This window comes from Pseudomonas sp. GW821-FHT09A09, from assembly GCF_059418405.1.
Window position 1 is genome coordinate 231089 of record NZ_JBWKPU010000002.1, and the last position, 17592, is coordinate 248680.

General features: G+C 57.9%; 22 protein-coding genes. 1 reads left to right on the top strand and 21 read right to left on the bottom strand.

All coding sequences use genetic code 11. The annotated features are described in order from the left end of the window. The 20 genes from AC07OV_RS02575 to AC07OV_RS02670 form a co-directional block, all read right to left on the bottom strand. Entirely contained in the window at nt 1-882 is an 882-nt protein-coding gene (locus AC07OV_RS02575; protein ID WP_495091450.1) for a baseplate assembly protein, read from the bottom strand. Continuing rightward, a complete protein-coding gene (locus AC07OV_RS02580; protein WP_495091451.1) occupies nt 879-1205 on the bottom strand; it encodes a GPW/gp25 family protein in 327 nt (108 codons plus the stop codon). Before AC07OV_RS02580 ends, AC07OV_RS02575 begins: the two co-directional genes overlap by 4 nt. Before the next feature lie 5 nt (nt 1206-1210). Continuing rightward, nucleotides 1211-1417 carry a hypothetical protein gene (locus AC07OV_RS02585; protein WP_259174918.1) on the bottom strand — a complete coding sequence of 69 codons (207 nt, stop codon included), beginning with the start codon at nt 1415-1417 and terminating at the stop codon, nt 1211-1213. A gap of 56 nt (nt 1418-1473) precedes the next feature. Further along, nucleotides 1474-2067, bottom strand: a complete 594-nt coding sequence (locus AC07OV_RS02590) for a phage baseplate assembly protein V (RefSeq protein WP_176995555.1) — start codon at nt 2065-2067, stop codon at nt 1474-1476. Beyond that, nucleotides 2064-2582 carry a hypothetical protein gene (locus tag AC07OV_RS02595; protein ID WP_495091452.1) on the bottom strand — a complete coding sequence of 173 codons (519 nt, stop codon included), beginning with the start codon at nt 2580-2582 and terminating at the stop codon, nt 2064-2066. Before AC07OV_RS02595 ends, AC07OV_RS02590 begins: the two co-directional genes overlap by 4 nt. Continuing rightward, nucleotides 2572-3231, bottom strand: a complete 660-nt coding sequence (locus tag AC07OV_RS02600) for a hypothetical protein (RefSeq protein WP_495091453.1) — start codon at nt 3229-3231, stop codon at nt 2572-2574. The genes AC07OV_RS02595 and AC07OV_RS02600 overlap by 11 nt, the downstream gene beginning before the upstream one ends. Then, nucleotides 3228-3548, bottom strand: a complete 321-nt coding sequence (locus AC07OV_RS02605) for a head-tail joining protein (protein ID WP_495091454.1) — start codon at nt 3546-3548, stop codon at nt 3228-3230. Before AC07OV_RS02605 ends, AC07OV_RS02600 begins: the two co-directional genes overlap by 4 nt. A 2-nt stretch (nt 3549-3550) precedes the next feature. Beyond that, a complete protein-coding gene (locus AC07OV_RS02610; RefSeq protein ID WP_495091455.1) occupies nt 3551-4546 on the bottom strand; it encodes a major capsid protein in 996 nt (331 codons plus the stop codon). 63 nt (nt 4547-4609) lie between these two features. After that, nucleotides 4610-4948 carry a head decoration protein gene (locus AC07OV_RS02615; RefSeq protein ID WP_122771732.1) on the bottom strand — a complete coding sequence of 113 codons (339 nt, stop codon included), beginning with the start codon at nt 4946-4948 and terminating at the stop codon, nt 4610-4612. Continuing rightward, the gene (locus tag AC07OV_RS02620) at nt 4945-6087 is read right to left on the bottom strand and encodes a head maturation protease, ClpP-related (protein WP_495091456.1); all 1143 of its coding nucleotides are present in this window, start codon (nt 6085-6087) and stop codon (nt 4945-4947) included. Before AC07OV_RS02620 ends, AC07OV_RS02615 begins: the two co-directional genes overlap by 4 nt. Next, nucleotides 6084-7565, bottom strand: coding sequence for a phage portal protein (locus AC07OV_RS02625; protein ID WP_495091457.1), 1482 nt, complete (start codon nt 7563-7565; stop codon nt 6084-6086). Before AC07OV_RS02625 ends, AC07OV_RS02620 begins: the two co-directional genes overlap by 4 nt. Further along, nucleotides 7565-7771: a phage head-tail joining protein gene (locus tag AC07OV_RS02630; RefSeq protein WP_126570066.1), complete on the bottom strand. Its 207-nt coding sequence runs from the start codon at nt 7769-7771 to the stop codon at nt 7565-7567. The genes AC07OV_RS02625 and AC07OV_RS02630 overlap by 1 nt, the downstream gene beginning before the upstream one ends. Before the next feature lies 1 nt (nt 7772). Continuing rightward, a complete protein-coding gene (locus AC07OV_RS02635; RefSeq protein ID WP_495091458.1) occupies nt 7773-9779 on the bottom strand; it encodes a phage terminase large subunit family protein in 2007 nt (668 codons plus the stop codon). Then, nucleotides 9760-10389, bottom strand: coding sequence for a terminase small subunit (locus tag AC07OV_RS02640; protein WP_495091459.1), 630 nt, complete (start codon nt 10387-10389; stop codon nt 9760-9762). The genes AC07OV_RS02635 and AC07OV_RS02640 overlap by 20 nt, the downstream gene beginning before the upstream one ends. 206 nt (nt 10390-10595) lie before the next feature. Beyond that, the gene (locus AC07OV_RS02645; protein WP_495091460.1) at nt 10596-10940 is read right to left on the bottom strand and encodes a phage holin family protein; all 345 of its coding nucleotides are present in this window, start codon (nt 10938-10940) and stop codon (nt 10596-10598) included. A gap of 527 nt (nt 10941-11467) precedes the next feature. Next, nucleotides 11468-11833, bottom strand: coding sequence for a PA0613 family protein (locus tag AC07OV_RS02650; protein ID WP_495091461.1), 366 nt, complete (start codon nt 11831-11833; stop codon nt 11468-11470). Further along, nucleotides 11826-14045: a VapE domain-containing protein gene (locus AC07OV_RS02655; protein WP_495091462.1), complete on the bottom strand. Its 2220-nt coding sequence runs from the start codon at nt 14043-14045 to the stop codon at nt 11826-11828. Before AC07OV_RS02655 ends, AC07OV_RS02650 begins: the two co-directional genes overlap by 8 nt. After that, nucleotides 14035-14262 carry a TraR/DksA family transcriptional regulator gene (locus AC07OV_RS02660; protein ID WP_305386393.1) on the bottom strand — a complete coding sequence of 76 codons (228 nt, stop codon included), beginning with the start codon at nt 14260-14262 and terminating at the stop codon, nt 14035-14037. The genes AC07OV_RS02655 and AC07OV_RS02660 overlap by 11 nt, the downstream gene beginning before the upstream one ends. Beyond that, nucleotides 14255-14773 (bottom strand): phage regulatory CII family protein, encoded by a 519-nt coding sequence (locus tag AC07OV_RS02665; protein ID WP_495091463.1) that lies wholly within the window; start codon nt 14771-14773, stop codon nt 14255-14257. Before AC07OV_RS02665 ends, AC07OV_RS02660 begins: the two co-directional genes overlap by 8 nt. Nucleotides 14774-15102: 329 nt before the next feature. Next, on the bottom strand, nt 15103-15336 hold the full coding sequence (locus tag AC07OV_RS02670; protein ID WP_495091464.1) for a hypothetical protein: 234 nt from the start codon (nt 15334-15336) through the stop codon (nt 15103-15105). A gap of 98 nt (nt 15337-15434) precedes the next feature. Here AC07OV_RS02670 and AC07OV_RS02675 point away from each other — a divergent pair, with 98 nt between their 5' ends. Continuing rightward, complete coding sequence (locus AC07OV_RS02675; protein WP_495091465.1) at nt 15435-16082, top strand: LexA family protein; 648 nt, start codon at nt 15435-15437, stop codon at nt 16080-16082. A 45-nt stretch (nt 16083-16127) separates the two neighbouring features. Here AC07OV_RS02675 and AC07OV_RS02680 read toward each other — a convergent pair whose 3' ends face one another. Beyond that, entirely contained in the window at nt 16128-17426 is a 1299-nt protein-coding gene (locus tag AC07OV_RS02680) for an SIR2 family NAD-dependent protein deacylase (protein WP_495091466.1), read from the bottom strand. Nucleotides 17427-17592 lie beyond the last annotated feature (166 nt).

Sequence of the window (17592 nt, forward strand, 5' to 3'; positions counted from 1 at the left end):
TCACTCCCCCAGCTTGACGCTGCAACCCGTGCAGAACGCCGCCTGTGCCTCTGTAGGCGCCAGATCCTGCCAGCCGATCAACTCGACCCGCGAAACCGCTGGTACGTGGAGCTGCGCGTCTACAGCAGAGCGCGCCACCTCAACGCCCAGGCGTTTGCGTGGGTTGATCCAGGCCGCCAGGCGCCTTTCAGCTTCGGCCAGCGCTACAGCGCTTTCAGGGCCTGGGCCCTTCATATACAGCACTGCATCAATTCGATACGGCAGCACCTGGGCGCTTTGCACCGTCACCCGGTCGCCCAGCGGCCGGACGTTTTCATCATTGACGGCCTTTGCAACCACGGCCAGCAAATCGGGACCGACTGACCCATCGCCTTCCAGCCCCAGCACCGTTACCGTAACGCATGCCGGCGCGGGGCTTTCAGCGGACGCATCCGCCACCAGGGCCGAAGCGTTGCGGGCATGAAGCTTGTAGCTGTTGCGGGGGCCCGCAGTGGTCAGGCCCTCATAGGCCATCTGGATACGCTCGCGGTAAGCGTCGTCACTTTCGGTGATCTTTTCCACCGGTGGAACCGCGCGCAGATCCTCGGCCTGGATTACCAGGCGCGGCGTGTTGACGTTCGCCCCAAGCTGATCGAGGTCACCCCGGATCGCATGGGCCAACATCAGCGCCTTGGCCGCATCGTTCACCCGGGCACGATCACCAATGCGCGCATAGGCGCCGGCTTCCAGCAACTTGACCACCGGATCGCTTTCAAGCGGTGCGCTCCAGTTGTCGCCCATGAACTCACGGAACACACCGAGCGACTCCGTGTAGACCTCTTCAAAGTCCAGGGGCTCAAGCACGTCCGGCGCCGGCAACTCCGACAGGTCAACGATACTCATACACTTACCTCTAGAAATACGCTGTCGCCCAGGTAGCTACCGCTGACTTGAATCTTGATCAACCCGCCCAGGACAGAGACAGCCTGCAAGCGCTCCAACTTCAAGCTCGACTCCCAGCGCCCCAACGCCCTGCTCGCCTCGGCCTGAACGGCCCCCTTCCACCCCTCGTTAACCGGCAGGTCCACGTACCGGCGCAGTTTGCTGCCGTACTCCGGGCGCTGCCGGCGACTGCCTAGAGGGGTGCTCAGGATGTCCTCAATGCTCTGTCGAAGACGCGCGAGGCCCGAAATGGGCTGGCCGGTGTGGCGGTCCATTCCGATCATCTAGATCACTCCTGCAGCAGTTCGAATTCCTCATGGGCCTTGAGATACTCCAGCGCCTCGGCGTCCGTTGCCTGTACCGTTACCTGCGCCTTGAATACCGCCAGAGGGCGGCCGCTGCGGGGCAGGATCAGGGTGCGCGAGGTGTAGAGCTTGTCGCGAAACGTTGAGCTTGGCTCGGCGCCGGCGACTGGTGTTTCAGAAGTCTTGGCCATGGTTTCCCCCGGGCACAAAAAAAGCCCGCGCGCGGCGGGCCTGTGAAATTGAACGACTAGTGTTTGTGGTTTGCGCTGTTGCCGCCTGCGTCGAGGATCTTGCCGGCACTGGTGATGTCTTGCACCGCATGCAAAGCGCCCGTGACCGATACGTCTTGCGTTACGGATAACGACCCTTCGATAGCCACGTCAGCAATAAACTTGACGTTGGCGGTCTTGACCGTCACCGCGTTATCCGTAACGTCAGCCTCAGTTTCCCCGACCTTGATGCTCACCGTACCCGAGGGAACGGTGATGGTGTAGCTCTTGGCCACCCAGTCATAGACCAGGGAACCCCCATCATCGAAGCGCCACACCTCGACGTGATCGCGATTATCCGGGGCAGCACCGGCGCCGCCGTACAACCCCGGAACAAACGTCCCCATACCGGCCTGGCCGCTGGGGTTGAATAAAATCCCCTGCTCGCCCAGGCTCGGCGCACGCCAGTGGCGGGCCTTGCCCGCGGCCTGGCTGTGCCAGCGCACCCAGGCACTGACCCAATCGCCCGACTTGACCCGCACGGCCGGGGCCATCAGATCCACCCCGACCACCACGCACGGCATGATCATCGCGGCGATCATGCGGTCATGCTCGCCCTGGGCCCAGCTCATGGCGCACCGCCAGGAACATCATTGCCCCGGTAAGCTTCCAGGTTGAGTTTGAGCATGCTCGGTTTCTCTTCGGGAAAAGGCCAAACCTCAACCCCCAGATAGACCTGGTGAGTCCACTCAACGACCCAGACGACATAGCCATCCAGTTCAGGCTTGGTCCAATCCTGAGTGGCGCGCACAAATTGCGCGACGTTGACGTCAAGGCCCCAGCTTTGCTGTCGGAGCAGCACCGCCAGCTGCGACACCAGGTGCACGGCCTGCTCGTGATGATTGGGCTTGATCGGGTCAACAATCACCCGGGCCTCAAACTTACAGACCAGGCTGGATTCACCGGTACCGGTATCGATGCCCGGCTCAAATTCGGCCATTTCGAGGAACACAGAGGGCAACGGGATGCCTCGGTTTTCCTCGATCTCCGGCCAAAACACCACCGCTTGAATGCCCGAAAGATGCTCCGCGAGGTGTTGCTCGATAGCCTGGTATAGCTGGCTCAGGCTGAACGGTTCATCGGACATTAGCGCTCCCCTTCAGGTACTTCTGCAGTTCGTAATTGAGCTCTTGCTCGAGGATCACCAGCAACTGCTCATCAGCGCGCTTGATCCAGGCATCAAAGTGCGGGCGGGCTTGTTCAAGCGAGACCTTGGCTTTGGCCAAGGGAAAGCGATTGTCGCTTTCCTCGACGAAACCACTACGGCGCCGGCCCTGAGTCGCCTCTGGGTAGTCCTCACTGTTGAAGTGCTTGCTGGCAGTACGGATCCAGATATCAGCGCTGCTACCGTAGACCTTCTTGTAAAAAGCCCCCTGGTAGCGACGCCCCGCCACCGAAACACCTCTGCCGGACTGACGCGCCCGACCGATCCGACTGGCTTCGATGGCGTTGAGACCAAACCACAGCTTGCCGCGCATTGCACCGCTACTGGTTGGATAGGCCCGCAAACGCTGCCGGACCGCACCAATGGCGATGCGCTCTTGCTTGCCCACCGCCCTGGCGATGTGGGTACGCAGCCACCCGAGGGTTTTGTTGATCGCTCGCCGCTGTGCAGCGGCTGCTGCCTTTGGCACCAGCCGACCGAAGTCCTGGAAGCGCTGCAGATCTGTGAGCGACGGCTGAATGTTGATCAATCCACCGTCGCGCTTCTGCTGTGCGTAGCTGCCGACACTCATGGACGTTTCCTCAAGATCAGGGCCACCAGGCCATCACCACCGGGCTCCAGCTGCAGCAGGTCATACTCCCCGCCGCCGTCCAGAACAGGCAGATCGACAGTGACACGCAGGCCTTTGCTCAGGCCGTCAGAATCACGCACGCGAATTTCAAAGCGCGGCTCTCGGATGGCCGTTTGGGTTTTGCCAAACTTCGGCGCCGTCCATGGCGCCATGAACATTCCCAACAGCGGCTCGGCGCGGCCTTCGATCTGGGCGGTGTCGCCCAGGGTTTCGAAGACCACGTCGTCGATGTCCTCGATCAGATCGCGGAAGGCCACGGTCACATTTCCAGCAGGATCTGCGCCAGTGGCCGCGTGCACATATGCAGCGGGTTGGATTGGGCTTCACCGGCCATGCCTTTGTTGAAGGGCAGCGGTTCGATCTTGCTGTAGTACGGAACACCTTCGGTGTTTACCGTTTCCATGTAGTCCGCCGGCGCGAACACCGAAATGTACAAATCCGGCACGCCTTCAGGAATCAACAGTGCCTTGTCATCATGCACAAATGTCATCCCAGCGATTTTGCCGCGGTAACGCTCCCAGGTGATGCCGCCGTAGTCGAAGCTTTCGCGGGCATCACCGCGCAGCGCAGCTGCTTGCTGGGTGTTGAGGTAAGTTTTGTTCACCTCATCAATTTGCAAAAGAGCATTCCAAAAATTCTTGCCGCAGAAAGCACGGGATCCGCTGCGGGTGACGCTGCCCAATGCGTCCTCTTGCATATCCAATGCCTCGCCACACTGCACGCGAAACGACTTCGTCTCGCCAACCAAGCCCATCGATAACGACTTTCGCTTCACGCCAAAACGGTCATACAAATCGAGCAGCACCGTCTTGCCGTCGGCATCGTAGATTTTGCCGTTCAGCGCGCCGAGGCGCTGGAATTCGTGAGTAACGTCCAACTGCCGGCGCGCCTTGGCCAGTCGCTTGTTGACCACGTCCTGTACCGACTGAAGCTCGGAACGCGTGCCGAAGGCGCGGATACCCTGGATCTCATCGGCCTTGATGGTGAAGCGCTGTGGCAGGTGTACGGTATTGAAAGGGATCAGAGTACGCTTGGTACCACCGACCACCAGACCGGACGTGCCCCGCTCACCCGCCGGCACCAAGGCCAAGGTGTCACCGTCCTTTTCGATCTGTACCGTCAAGGTGGTAATCCCCTCCTCTTGGAACAACCCCAGGCTGCCGATGCGCCCGGGCACGTATTCCTGTTCGTTGATTGCGGCGGTCAACGAAGACACCGAAAAAGCATCGTCGTTGAAGATTTGAATGTCAGCCATGAACCGGTCTCCAGAAAACAAAAAACCCGCCAAGTGCGGGCTGAAAGATTTAGGCAAATCGCCTTAGCGGACGATCACGTTTTTTGCGTCCAGCGCCTTCTCAGCAGCAGGATCCAGACCGGTCAAATGTGCTTCACTGACCTCGGCCTGACGCACTACCGCACGTCCACGGCGTACTACATCCGACATGCTTAATGGTCCATAGAGGATCGCACTGGCGTTCTCGCTGCCGTCTTCAGCGGTGGGGTCGTATGGCGCAAACTCACCCGTAGCGGTGACCAACCCGAGGATCTGGCCGGGTTCTAACGCAGGGCCGGCGGCTACGTTGATCGCCTCGCGAGAAATAGTGCCGGGACCTTCGGAGAGCAAGAACTCTCCCGCGTGCATCGATTCAGTTTTCATGCTCTTGCTCCTTTCGAGGTTCCGTTCTGAGCCGCCTGACGGGAAGCCCAGATCGAGTGAGGGTCTGCCTGTTTGGCCTGGACCTTAGGTACGGGGTCGTTATCCAGCGGCAGGCTGTTGTTGATTTCAAAGCCACCGCCACTGCCCACCAATTTGTCGAACAGCCTCGCACGAACTGCGGCTTCGTCCAGGCCAGCGGTGATGAATTCGCCCGTCAGCTCAGGCAGTCGTGCGGCAACGCACAAACCGTGCAGGGCTTTGGCTTTGGTCAGCGCCGCCTGAATTACTGCTTCGCTTTCCAGCTTTGTCGCGGAAAGAATCGGGTCCACCAGGTTGCTGATGCCCGCGGCAGCACAACCTTGGGTGACGAGAAGTGCCAGCTTGACCGCATCCAGCACGGGGACCGGTTCCGGTGGAACGTTCGGCTCAAGCGGCTCGGCCTCGGGATCTTCATCAAGTTGGGCGAGCAGCTCAGGCGGGGCATGCTGGAACCGCTGCAACACGCTGCCCTGGCCGAGACAGGCACTGACCTTGAGGCCGTCGCCCACTTCATCGGCCAGGCCCAGTGCCACCGCTTCGTTGGCGGTGAGCCAGGTTTCAGCGTTGACCATGCGCCGCAGCTCAGCTTCGTCGATATCCGGCGCCTTAGCCTTGTAGGCCGCGATAATCGCTTCCAGGGTCTGGTCCAGCACATCGGCAACGCGGCGAAAGTCTTCGGCATCGCCTCCGGTGAAGGTGTACGGGTTGTGAATCATCAACATCGCGTTGGCAGCGATCACCACCCGGTGAGCGCCGCAGACCGCCACGCTGGCCGCGCTGGCTGCCAACGCATCAATCCGACCGGTGCAACGCTCGCCCAAGCGTGACAGCGCGTTGTGGATCGCAAGGCCGTCGAACAGATCACCGCCGATGCTGTTGAACGCAACGATCACCGGAGATACTCCGTCATCGATGGCGTGCAGCGCTTGTACGAACTGATTAGCGGTGATGCCCCAGGCGCCGATTTCGCCGTAGACGAAGATCTCGATGCTGCGTTGCTCGGCCTCGCCGCTGGCCTGGACGGTGTACCAGCTCTTATCGGCCACCTTGACCTGTTTGCCCGCCTTGTCATAAACACGGGGTTTCGTTTTTTTGCTCATGGTTGTTCCTTGTCATCGATCGTCTCGATGGCTTCAAGAGTCGTGTAGTTGAGGCCGAGGCCCGCGGCTCTAGCAAGATCAGCCGCGTTTTCAGTATCGACCGTTTCCGCGTCGTAGCCGGTACGCAGCACCATTTCGCTGCGTGAGGCAAAGCCCGCCCGCACCTCCATTTGGCGCGCCTGTACGTCCTGAACCGGCTGGATGTAGGCCCACCCTTGCGGTACCCAACGCGTACGCAAGTATTCGCGTCGACGTTGCGCGTAGTCCTCAAACACCAAGGCGCCGGACAACACCGCCATGTCCATCCAGGCCGCCCGCACCGGGCGACACAGCTGATGCACGTACACGCCAAATTGAAGCTGCTCCAGTCGCCGACGGAACTCGTTGAGCACCACCCGCAGCGCCCGATCGTTGACCTCGCGCATGTCGCCGGTGAGGATCTCGTAAGGCGTGCCCGAACCCGCAGCCGCAGCCATCAGTTGCTGCCGCATAAAATCCGGGTAGTTGTTGCCGGCATCTGGTGGCTTGGAGAACTCCACCTCTTCACCTGGCCCCAGCTCCTGCATGGTGCCGGGCTCCAGGGCAACCATTGGCGTGAACCCGTCGCGGTCGGTGGTCAGCAACTGCCCCGTAACTGGATCCCGGGGCTGCGGCCCAGCTTCCGGTGGTGGCCGCTTGATGAACCCTGCGAACAGGTTCGCCACTTCCTGGCGGAACAACACCGCGTCGTCGTAGTTATCCAGACTACGCAGGCGCTTCAACACTGGCGCCAGACGCGGCACGCCGCGTAACTGCCCCGGTTCCATCGGTTCAAAAATGTGAAGTACCTGCGCTGCAGGTAAACGCACCAACTGGTTGTAACCCGCGTTCAACGACGACGAATCACGTGGATGCGACAGGTACATCCAATAAGCCACACGCTTGCCGGCCGGGTTGAACTCGATCCCGGCGCGGATGACGTTGCCATTTTTAGCCATCTCGAACTTGTCGTGTGGGACAAATTCAGGCGCCAGCGCCTGTAGCTGCAGCGGCACCGCCAAGCCTTCACTTGTGCTGCGCGGCCGCAACCGCACAAAGCATTCACCGGCCGTTTCGACGGTGCGGGCCACAAGGGCCTGCATGCCGTAGAAGTCAGTCAGCTCATCGGCGTCCGCTTCATCCACCCAGTCATCCCACAGCTGCTGCTGGAGTTTGCGCAGGTCGGCATCGTCCGTGGTCGGCCTGGGCGTAATGCCCGTGCCGATCAGGTTGCTGACGCGCTTGTCGATGACGTTGAAAGCGTACGGGTCATTGCGCACCGCCGCCCGCGAGCGAGCCCTAAGGTTGCGCAGTGCCGGGGTGTTGATGCTGTTGATGCCGTTGTCGGTGGCTTCCCAACTGGCCGAACGTCGGCCCTCCCCGGCGCCTTCGTAACTGGCCTTGATGTTCGACGGCAGCAAGAATCCATTACGGGTCAGCGTCGGATAATGTCGGGCCATTAGAGTCCTTTGCCTCCGTGGGAAAGCCGAACCACGCGAGAGCGCGGCCCGGCGGCGTTGGTCAGCGACGTGCGGATCTCGTCGCGGGCCTTCAGCAGTTCGTCGATGGAGCGGTACTCCACCGTGCGGTCGCTATAGCGCACGGTCTTTTCACCGCGCGCAATAGCGCGCTCGATGGCTTCGAGGTGCTTCGGGGTAAACGACATATCAGCGTCTCTTCAGGTAACCACTTGTTGAACTGCGGCGTTGAGGGGGTGCAGCGGGTCGCGGTTGGGAGATCGGGGCAGCGGGTTGCGGCGCTGGTTGCGGTATCACGGGAGCCTGCTCGGAGACCGTGACACGCTCGGCGGTAATAGCCTTTTCATCGAACAAGCCGGCCTGGGCCAGAGAGTTTCGTACCCGATCCCAGTCGTGTTCCTGATACCGGTTGATGCCGAGGTAATGCGCCATTGCCAGGCAATACACCATCAGGTCGAGCGCTTCGTTGCGCTCGGCCTTGCCCTTAATCCACTCGATACGCTTGTGACCACGCACATACTTAGCGACCTTTCGCTCGGCCACGCACTGGGCGAAGAACTCATCCGGCAGGTCGTTGGCAAAGTGCACCGCACCAGGGCCAGACTCAAACGGGTAGCGGTTGTAGATCCAGTCCTTTGCAGTGTCTGTACCGACAAACCAAAGCTCGGCACCGCCGCGCTCGGTCTGCCCCTTCCATGTCACATCAACCATCGAAGGCCGCTGAGCGATCACCGGTTTACCGGGCTTGCTCGCGCCCTTAATGGCGAAAATGTTCCGCCAGCGCCGCACTCGGCAGAACTGATAGACCTCATCCGTGTGGTGACCACCGGAGTCGACAGCAACCGCAAGAATGCCCAGGCCTACACCGCAAGGGTGTCGGTAGCGCTCCTTGAGCAACTCGTCGAGGACAGCCCAGGTACGCTCATCTGATGGGTCACCGGCGATTACTCGGTGATCGATGACCCAGCGCTCCATGCCTACACCCCAGCCCATTGCCATGAACTCCAGGCGATCGGCCTGCACGTCGACAGCGCCAGTGATCATCATCACGGCAGCAGGCATCGCACCGAGGGAGAACCCCTCCTTACGAGCCCGCTCGATCAGGACCGATGCCTTGGTCTGCTCTTGTGCACTGTCCCAGACCTTTGCCAGACGAGTGTTGTAAAACACCTGCATGGGCTCAAGGTCACCCTTGGCCTGGGCCTTTTTGGCTTTTTCGAACTGCTTAGCCAGCGACCGCCAATCCATCCAACCCGGCGGCGAATAGAGTGCGTTGAGGTGGAAGCCCACTGTCTCCCCATCGCCCGGACTGTGGGAGCGCCATTCACCCTTGGCTAACATCTGCCCCTTGAAGTGCTCTTCGATCAACACATCGCAGTCCAAGCCGGACGCAGCACATTTGTAATGCACCAAGCTAAAGTCGGCTGAGTAGAGAAGGTTCTCCCATTCAAGCACCTGCATGTGGCCACAGTGTGGGCATGGCACGTAGTAATACCGCTGATCGCTGGATTCAAACAGATCAGCAATGCGTGACGCGCCCTTGATCGTCGGTGAGCTCGAAAAGTAGAACTTGGCGTTGCGGCCAAAGGTACTCCCACGCGTTTCCGCCAGTTCGATAGGGTCACCCTCGTCGCCCACGTCGACCTCCCAGCGATCAACTTCATCGCCGTAGATGTAGCGTGCCGACAACTCGGCCAAGTTGGCCGCAGAGCCGGCAGTGGTGACATACAGCGAGCCGCCCTCGAACTCCTTGGTGTCCATCGTATTGCGTGAATCCCGCGAGCGGCTCGCCGCCACACGCTCGCGCAAAACTGGCGTGGCTTTTATGGTCTTGCCGATCCGAGATGACACCCGCTTGGCCAGGCCCAAGCTGGGCAGCAGTGTGAGAATGTTGGACGGTGCCATATGGATCAAGCCACCGATCCAGTTCAGCGCAATCTGCGTTTTCATCAACTGCGAGGCCACCATGGTGACGACTCGTTTACACGGGTGTGCCGGTGAAAGGCAGCGCATCGGCTCACGGGCGTATGGCGTCCGGGACGTTCTGTATTGACCCGGCTCGGCGGCGCCGGTGTCGCGTGGTATGCGCATGTACTCATCTGCCCACTCATCAATCCACACATCTGGATCAGGCTGCATACCTCGGAAGTAAGCCTCGCGGTAGACCTCCGCGCCATCAGTTCTGGCCAGGGACATCAACCACCTCCCAGTTGGTTTCGAGTGTGTGACCGAAGTCCTCTGCGGACATGCGACTGGCCTCTTCGAGTCTTGTCCGTAAGGCTGCCGTCAGGCGTCGTTCGATTTCCCACGGATCAGTCATAGCGGCCAGTTCCGGCGCCAATTGGGGCGGCATGCCCAAGAGGGTGTCGCGCAACATGCGTCCAGCGTTGTAGGCCCCCGACTGAACCGCGACGATCTCGACCATCGAGCCTTGAGCCTTGTGAAACTCCATCTCAGCTAGCTGCGCCAGGTAGTACTCGCGGTGCGCGCGAGCCTTTTGAAAATCGACAGGTTTTCCAGCGGTAGCCATTGGCTGCGGCGCAGCCGTGGAAGTCGGCTCGGCAAGGGGACTGAGTTGGCTGTGAACGTCACGCTCGATCCGAGCCTGTTGATGACGAGCCGATACAGCGGCCTTGCTTGGATCGGCTGTTTCAACGATAAGGGCTTCGGTGGCCAGAACATCGACCTTTTTGCCGTCGGGCGATAGCACCAGGCGGTTGTTATCTTTCAACCAGGTGATGTAACTGGGTGACCTGCCGATGCGAGCCGCGAAAGCGCTCTTTGACAGGTAGGTTGGTTCTGTCATGAGCCCTCCTTTTTCAACGGCTTTTCAATGGAGCCTTTCAATTTCAATGGATTGAATTTCAGTAAGCTGGCTGCCCTGCCGCTAACGCTTTCCCGCGGGTTTCATGCCCCGTGCCCCTCGAATGCCGTCAGGGTCCCCGGCGACTTTTCTGGGCTTCATTTTGGTGCGAATAGCTACAGACCACGTATTCCGTGGCCTTCAGCACGTCACGCCTGACCGCTGCCCGATGGCGGCACATCGCACACGCCCAAGCGCTTGGCGGCCCAGCGTTCGTACAAGCCGATGGCAACATCGGCGCCGGCCATCGCGGTGAGGCAACCGATGCTGCCCGCTGCTAGGACCGACATGCCCGAAGCGTGCAGCAGCATCATGGTGGAAAGTCCGCAGACCACGCAGGCTCCGGACCGAAGGAGCAATCGGCGAACCAAGGACCAGCCGCTCACCCCCGCCTTATCGGCCCGCCAGGCCTCGCCGGAAATACCACCGATCAGGGACAGTACGATCACCATCCAGATCGGCATCTCAATAAGCGCTTGCTGCTCGTTCGTCATCGCCCTACCCCATAAACGCAAAAACCCGGCGCAATGGCCGGGTTCAGTGTGGTGGTGAGTCCCGCTGCTTGCGGTCGCACCTATCGAAGATGGGTACTTTTTACAGGTGGATTTTACTGGCAGCAAGCTGGTTTTAATGCCATAGCACAATACGGGTGCAATGCAGGTATGACGCAGGTGCAACGCAGGGACAACGCATTCAATCGGCTATCGCTTCTGGTGCAATGTCTTACGTGTCCCACTAGCCTGGATCGAAGTAGGACAGCTACAGGCGCCTGAATACGGGGCTCTGCCCTACTGTCCTACCTTTTTCCCTTTTCTCTTGTGTATAGAAAGAAAGCTAAAAGCACGCGTGCGCGCCATGGGCGCGATTACGTGCCCGCTATGCTCATGTGTGCGTGGGGCGTGTAAAGGTCGGGCGGTAGGACAGGCCAACAACGGCGCGGCCTGCGCCTGTCCAACTGCGCTAAATGCGAGTCGGACAAGGCGGGACAGTAGGACAAGGGCACACGGAGTGATGCCCAGGGTCATGCAGCTTTCCCCATCAGCATCCCCTGGATGAACACATGGGCGTCATGCAGCCGCATGTAGTAAGTCCGCGAGCTGCATACACAGTGCAAAAGCTTCTGAGACAGGAAGCTTTCGTGGTTGCAGTAGTGCTCCCACACGACGAGGGCAAGCCGAGGTGGAAGGTGTTTTCTGACGATCAGCTCAATGTCCGCCGACTCATCCAGCAGTACCCGACTGCCACGTGTGCCGCGTATCAACTCGCCCTTACACTCCATCAGCATGGCAATCATGTTGCCGCCGCTCGATCCGCCCACGTTGTCCCGCACGGGCGAGTGCAGATCCTGGGCCCATAGTTTGAGCATCTCGTCGATTCGCTTAATCATCGAAGCAAGGCTCCTCGATCACTGACTGCTGCAACGCAGACGCACGCCCCCATCCCGCAGGCTTTTCATAGGCCCATGGCCGCACGCCGCTTTTCGGCAAGGCCGGCATGCGCCGCTTGCGCCAACCTAGGCGGTGCATGATCGCCCCGACACGCATCTGCTCTGGCTTGCCCCAATGGCCGAAGTCCAGCTTGAGCGCCTGGGTGAGGATCTCGTTGCCGGTAGCGGTCTCGCCGATCTGCGACTCCTCCATCCACGCCAGGATTGGCCCTTCCCATTCATCCACCACAAAGCGCTCATCCTGGGCCTCGGCGAACATCTTGGATTCGTCCTTGTTCACCCACCAGATATCGCCGGCCTCGAAGCAGAACAGCGCCTCGGCCCATAGCTGATCGCGGATCTCGCGCAGTTGCTCCAGGTCGACCTTGTTGCAGAACACCGGCCAGTAGCGGCGGTTGCCCGTGGCGTCCTTGAGGTATTCCTCTTGGTTGGTGGTGCCCACGAAAACACACTGGCGTGGCACGTCATTCGTTCTGCGGCCGTAGCTCTCGCGGTAGGTGTCGGTCGATGCAGAGAAAAATTGCTTGGCCTTGGTGCTTTCAGCTTTGTTGAAGCTGTCCAGCTCGCCCAGCTCGACGATCCACTTGCCGCGAATCGCTTGGAAGCTGTCCTTGTCGCCGAGGGCAAAAGGTGTGTCCATGAACCACTCGCCACCGAGTACACCCATGGCCGTGGACTTACCAGCGCCCTGCCCGCCTTCGAGGATCATCACCGAGTCGGCCTTGCAACCTGGGCGCATCACCCGGGCAACCGCCGAGATCAGCCAGCGCTTGCCCACCTTGGCCGAGTACTCGCTGGCGTGTACGCCCAGCACATCAGTGAGCCAGGTTTCGATGCGCGGTACGCGGTCCCACTCGAGCTTCTCCAAGTACTCGCGAACTGGGTGGAATGCGTGATCATGGGCAACCACGCTGACCGCCTCGATCACATGAGACGCCTTCACCCGCAGGTTGTACTGCTGAGCGAGCCACTTCATCACGCGCATGTCGTCAATGTCGGCCCAATCGCCGGCACCGCCGCCGAAAGGCGCCGACCGCAGCTTCACGATCTTGGAGCTGAACACGCTGTAACCTATGACACCGGCCCAGCGTTCGTCATTGCCCAGGATCAGCTCGACGTTCTGCATGTGGGCGATCAGGGAGCCGTTTTCGGTGCGGGCGAGCTGGTCTTTCCAGCCGCCAGCTGCAGGAGGCTTGACTACCGCCAGCACCTGGCGGCGGACAGCCTCCAACCCTTCAGCGACATGCAGGTCGTTGAAGTCGGTCCACTTGGTCTGTCGCTCACCGGAGAACACCGGGGCGACCACTTGACCGCCAACGACCAGCGCTGCGTTGGCCGCCTTCTCTTCACCTGGGTTCCAGGGATCGCCATTGGGGCGTTTGGTCTTCCAGTCGTCATCGCGACAGATGATCAGCGGGCAGCCGGGGAAACGCTCGCGCATGGCCTTGGAGACCGGCAGCAAGTTGCCCGCATCGAAGGCGATGGCGACGGTCAGCGAAGTCGCCATATGCAGGCTTGCACCCGTAGCGTAGCCCTCACACACCAGCACCGGCTCACCGGGCTCAGGGTGTGGGCCGATCAGGTGAAAGGCGCCCTCCTTCGACATGCCGTAGGGCCAGTAGGCTTTGTCGCGCCCGGTGTCTTCTTGCTTGGCAGGAAAGATCACCTGCAGGCCGACAATTTGGTCGCGTACGTTGCACATAGGCACTAAAAATGCGCCGGTGCGTGGCGCATAGCGAACCTTGAAGCCAACGATCTGCTTTCGATCCAGATAGGCGCTTTTGCCCTTTTCGGGCATGCGCTTGAACAGGCCGGCTGCACGGTTGGCCGCCCGGCGTGAAGCGTTGGCGGCGATCTCGATGGCCTTGCGCTTGGCCTCCTCCTGGCGAGCGCGCATGACTTCGCGCTCCTCGGGGCTCATGCGACCGGCCTTGACCTTGATCTTTTGGGTATCGCCTGAGCGCCAATCACCGAAACTGCCAAAGATCAGCATCTCGTTCTTTTCAGTCCGGTGCTCGTGAATGACGTACCAGCCGTTTTTTTCCTTACCCTTGTCCTGGGTGGTTTTGCAGCGAGTGAGTTTGCCAAATACCAGTGGCTGCGCGGGCTCAAGACCGAAGTCTGCGAACTGATTGAGTACGTCATCGAGCATAACGAGAAGCCCTCAGATCATCAGCGGCCTTGCAGCCAACGCAGAGTGTGCAACCGGGTTGTGCCAAACGGCGCGCCTCCGGAATAGGCTCGTCGCAATCGTCGCAGAACATCAGAGAATACGGTGCCGCGTTGGACATCAACGCCAGGCGCGCAGCCACGGCTTGATCGATCCGCTCTTGCACCAGGTCATTTGCAAAGTCAGCGATATCAGCCACGGTCCGTCCCCCGAGTAGTCTGGTTGACGTATTTGGCGCGGTTGAACATCCCCAGCAGCCCCTGGATTCCGCGAAACACCTGCAGGCGGATCTCGGCCAGCTCCTGGTCATTCACAACACCGTCGCCAATGCTTTTGGCCCAGGTATCAGCCAGGTCGGCAACCTGCCGGAAGTACGAGGCAATTCCAGTGGTGAGCGTTTCGGGCATATCGCTGGTATAGGTTTCAGCCAGCTCCTGCCAGGTTGTGTCACCGACCAATGCATGCACCGCATCGAGGATACGACGGTCCTTGGTCAGTTCGAGGATCTCGCCGAACTCTTGAATGTTGATGGCGTGTGACGGGTGGGTAGGAGACAACTTGTGCTGCAGCGTGGTGGCATTTCGACCGGTGGTGGCGGCGATTGCAGCGGCACCACCGGGATAGTCCCGTGCGGCGTGGTACAGAGCTAATTCGAGCGTCAAAACTTCCCTTTGCGCTCGATCAACACAGCTTAAAACTACTCGGCTCATGGCATTAATCCTACGAAGTTGCCAGTGCCCCGCGACATGCAGTGGTGATACATTTGCCGCGTGGCTTGAAAGGGCCCAAACGCCGGCCAGATCTTAGGGATCGAAACCGGCACCGTGCCGAGGCGAACAATCCGTTGTTCACCTCTGGCGCAACAGCTGCCTAATCTGTGGTGGAAAAGGCAGCAACCCAAGACATCCGTGTCTTGGCAGCGCGATAAAGGGAGGTGGTTTGCATGTGGTGTGCCCTCCTACCTTTGTCGCGACCCGACAGCACTGTGGTGGTGTGTGCCGGGAGGAACTGGGCGGCCTGTGGGTCGCCTTTTTTCTTGCTAGGGGATCTTGTCTACTGGAGCTTTTTCAGTGACGCCGAAATGTTCGAGTACCTCAGCCAATGAAACGCATGCTTCACTCTCGCGGGCTAAGGATTTGATCAGAGAAACGCTGGGGTCCTTGCTTGCGTATTTGACATGCATGCGCAAGTAGCTAAGAGCTATGCTGCATCGCTCGGCATAGGCCGCAAGCGCCTCACGATCCAAACTGTTGATGTAGTCACGTAAATTCATGTCGTTCACCTCCGAGCCACAAAATAACCTTTAGGGTTATTTTTTTCAATACCCAAAAGGACATTCACCTGAAAGGTTAATCCAGCCAAAATCCTCAAATGAAAATATCAGACACTCGATTACAAAATTTCCGAAGAGTCTTGGCCGAGAAAAAGCTCCGCCTTACAGATATTGCCGATCGTTTGGGCAAAGCCCCGGCCCAAGTAAGCGCGTTCGGAGGAAAAAACCCGACTAAAGGAATCGGGAACCAGATTGCTCGTGAGATTGAACGAGCGCTGGGGCTCCACCATGGCTATCTGGACATGCCTTTCGGGCTTAGCGAGTTCAACAATGCTACTGTTCTCAGCCATACGGGACGTAAATTGCCGGTGATCGGATCAATTGCTGCCGGAGCATGGTGTGAATCGGAAGGCCTCTTTGATCCCCGAGATGCGGAGGAATGGATCGATGCTCCGGGGCCTGTCGGACCAAGGGCATTTATTCTTCGCGTAGAAGGTATAAGCATGGAGCCTAAATTTATGGAAGGTGACAAAATCGTCATTGATCCTGCGCTGGAGGCTCTGCCAGGCCACTTCGTTGCGGCTAAAAGAACCAGAGATCAGGCAGCAACACTCAAACAGTTAAAGCAGGAAGGAAATGAGCAATTCCTGTACGCTCTGAACCCCGATTGGCCTGAGCGTATTATCCGAATGACTGAAGATTGGAGTATTTGTGGGCGTGCGCGATGGAAAATTTCTGACTTATAATCCCTGTCAGATATTGCAACGCACAATTTAAGACATCCCTTAAAATTATTGATTAACCACAGTCAAAGCATCTCCCCATAGAAGATTGGCATGAATATAGTTCCTAATCAGAATTCTATTAGATGAGATCAAAGTATTCCATTTCCCATACCAACACGAATAAGCATCCCAAGAGTACCCCAAGTAGTAACCACTCCTCATAGTACTCATGGATGCACGCACCGCAGACAGATAGATATCCTGTATAGACGTCCCTGCTATTTCAAGAATTGTTCCAAGGTACACCAACCATTTTGCCATTTGATGATATTGATCCCAAGCCCCGTTTACCGACGTTAAAGATATTTTAGTCTGAATAATTTTTCCCAGACAATCAACTACAGCCTGATGATTAATGCTTACACCCACAGCAGAGAATGAAGAGACTATCTCGTAGAAGGAGTTCTCCGAACTCAAGTAGGCTGGCGTGTAAGCCATACCACCATACAAAATCTGCCGAATATTATTTAATGATGGCTGAGCACAGAGCATTGCCGCAGGCATGTACTGATTCAGTTTCAAGAAGAACTCATGTACATTCAAGTTATCTAAAACACGAATACCATAGCAATGAGAGTAGTAATCCTTAACATGCTGGGCTACGGCAGAACGGGAAACAAGAAATATATTAGAACCTATTACATGACTCTTAGAGAAACCTTTGTACTCATTTATAATCGCTTTAAGATTTGTATCACCCAAAGAGTAACCGAGAATAACAACAGTATTCTCATGCAGAACAGTACTCAGCTTTCTAGAAAAATAAGACTCACCATTTATGAACTTAAAATAATCCTCAGATGTAACAACCATATTCTTGGGACTATTTACAGACCCATGCACATGATGAACCTTTACTCGTGCCTCAGAACGAGGTATTGGCAAGCCTGGTGCTATGGAGTGACACCCGACTCCTGACAGCGCTTCTAACAACAAGTCGTAATTAGTGGTAACCGCATCAAAACTGTAATTGGACAGAAAATTAATAATTGCGCTATTATCACCCGAAAGTACAAGCTTTCCGATTTCAGCCGCTATTTCTAAATGAATATCTCTATTCACCTTGCCCAGTTCGATTGAAATAACTTGGGCGGCCTCCTCTAGACTTAGCGGATTTTGACCTAGAACAGGGAATAACGCCTGCTTCAATGCAACAGGATTAGATGTAAACCCTGATATTATCTCCAGTAATTCTTGCCAACCAGGAGCTCTATTTTCCGTTACAGCCTTTGAAAAACCCGTACCAGTAAACAGACACAGCCTTTTTGATGCCACGGCGTAGGCAATTTCGAAATATTCACTCAAGCAAAGCACTCCCTAGCTAAAATTCTCTTCCGCCCATCTTACCAATGGATGATCGCCATATGCCATCATCTGGCCGCCACCTCCAAAAACCCATAAAGATTAATTCTGTTGACCAAATTAACCTTTATGGTTAATTATTTGCCCACTCTTCCACCACAGAGCGAGG

Excerpts from the sequence above, each read along its gene's own strand:
- AC07OV_RS02575 (WP_495091450.1), bottom strand. The coding sequence starts at position 882 with ATGAGTATCGTTGACCTGTCGGAGTTGCCGGCGCCGGACGTGCTTGAG.
- AC07OV_RS02580 (WP_495091451.1), bottom strand. The coding sequence starts at position 1,205 with ATGATCGGAATGGACCGCCACACCGGCCAGCCCATTTCGGGCCTCGCG.
- AC07OV_RS02585 (WP_259174918.1), bottom strand. The coding sequence starts at position 1,417 with ATGGCCAAGACTTCTGAAACACCAGTCGCCGGCGCCGAGCCAAGCTCA.
- AC07OV_RS02590 (WP_176995555.1), bottom strand. The coding sequence starts at position 2,067 with ATGAGCTGGGCCCAGGGCGAGCATGACCGCATGATCGCCGCGATGATC.
- AC07OV_RS02595 (WP_495091452.1), bottom strand. The coding sequence starts at position 2,582 with ATGTCCGATGAACCGTTCAGCCTGAGCCAGCTATACCAGGCTATCGAG.
- AC07OV_RS02600 (WP_495091453.1), bottom strand. The coding sequence starts at position 3,231 with ATGAGTGTCGGCAGCTACGCACAGCAGAAGCGCGACGGTGGATTGATC.
- AC07OV_RS02610 (WP_495091455.1), bottom strand. The coding sequence starts at position 4,546 with ATGGCTGACATTCAAATCTTCAACGACGATGCTTTTTCGGTGTCTTCG.
- AC07OV_RS02615 (WP_122771732.1), bottom strand. The coding sequence starts at position 4,948 with ATGAAAACTGAATCGATGCACGCGGGAGAGTTCTTGCTCTCCGAAGGT.
- AC07OV_RS02620 (WP_495091456.1), bottom strand. The coding sequence starts at position 6,087 with ATGAGCAAAAAAACGAAACCCCGTGTTTATGACAAGGCGGGCAAACAG.
- AC07OV_RS02625 (WP_495091457.1), bottom strand. The coding sequence starts at position 7,565 with ATGGCCCGACATTATCCGACGCTGACCCGTAATGGATTCTTGCTGCCG.
- AC07OV_RS02630 (WP_126570066.1), bottom strand. The coding sequence starts at position 7,771 with ATGTCGTTTACCCCGAAGCACCTCGAAGCCATCGAGCGCGCTATTGCG.
- AC07OV_RS02635 (WP_495091458.1), bottom strand. The coding sequence starts at position 9,779 with ATGTCCCTGGCCAGAACTGATGGCGCGGAGGTCTACCGCGAGGCTTAC.
- AC07OV_RS02640 (WP_495091459.1), bottom strand. The coding sequence starts at position 10,389 with ATGACAGAACCAACCTACCTGTCAAAGAGCGCTTTCGCGGCTCGCATC.
- AC07OV_RS02645 (WP_495091460.1), bottom strand. The coding sequence starts at position 10,940 with ATGACGAACGAGCAGCAAGCGCTTATTGAGATGCCGATCTGGATGGTG.
- AC07OV_RS02650 (WP_495091461.1), bottom strand. The coding sequence starts at position 11,833 with ATGATTAAGCGAATCGACGAGATGCTCAAACTATGGGCCCAGGATCTG.
- AC07OV_RS02655 (WP_495091462.1), bottom strand. The coding sequence starts at position 14,045 with ATGCTCGATGACGTACTCAATCAGTTCGCAGACTTCGGTCTTGAGCCC.
- AC07OV_RS02665 (WP_495091463.1), bottom strand. The coding sequence starts at position 14,773 with ATGAGCCGAGTAGTTTTAAGCTGTGTTGATCGAGCGCAAAGGGAAGTT.
- AC07OV_RS02670 (WP_495091464.1), bottom strand. The coding sequence starts at position 15,336 with ATGAATTTACGTGACTACATCAACAGTTTGGATCGTGAGGCGCTTGCG.
- AC07OV_RS02675 (WP_495091465.1), top strand. The coding sequence starts at position 15,435 with ATGAAAATATCAGACACTCGATTACAAAATTTCCGAAGAGTCTTGGCC.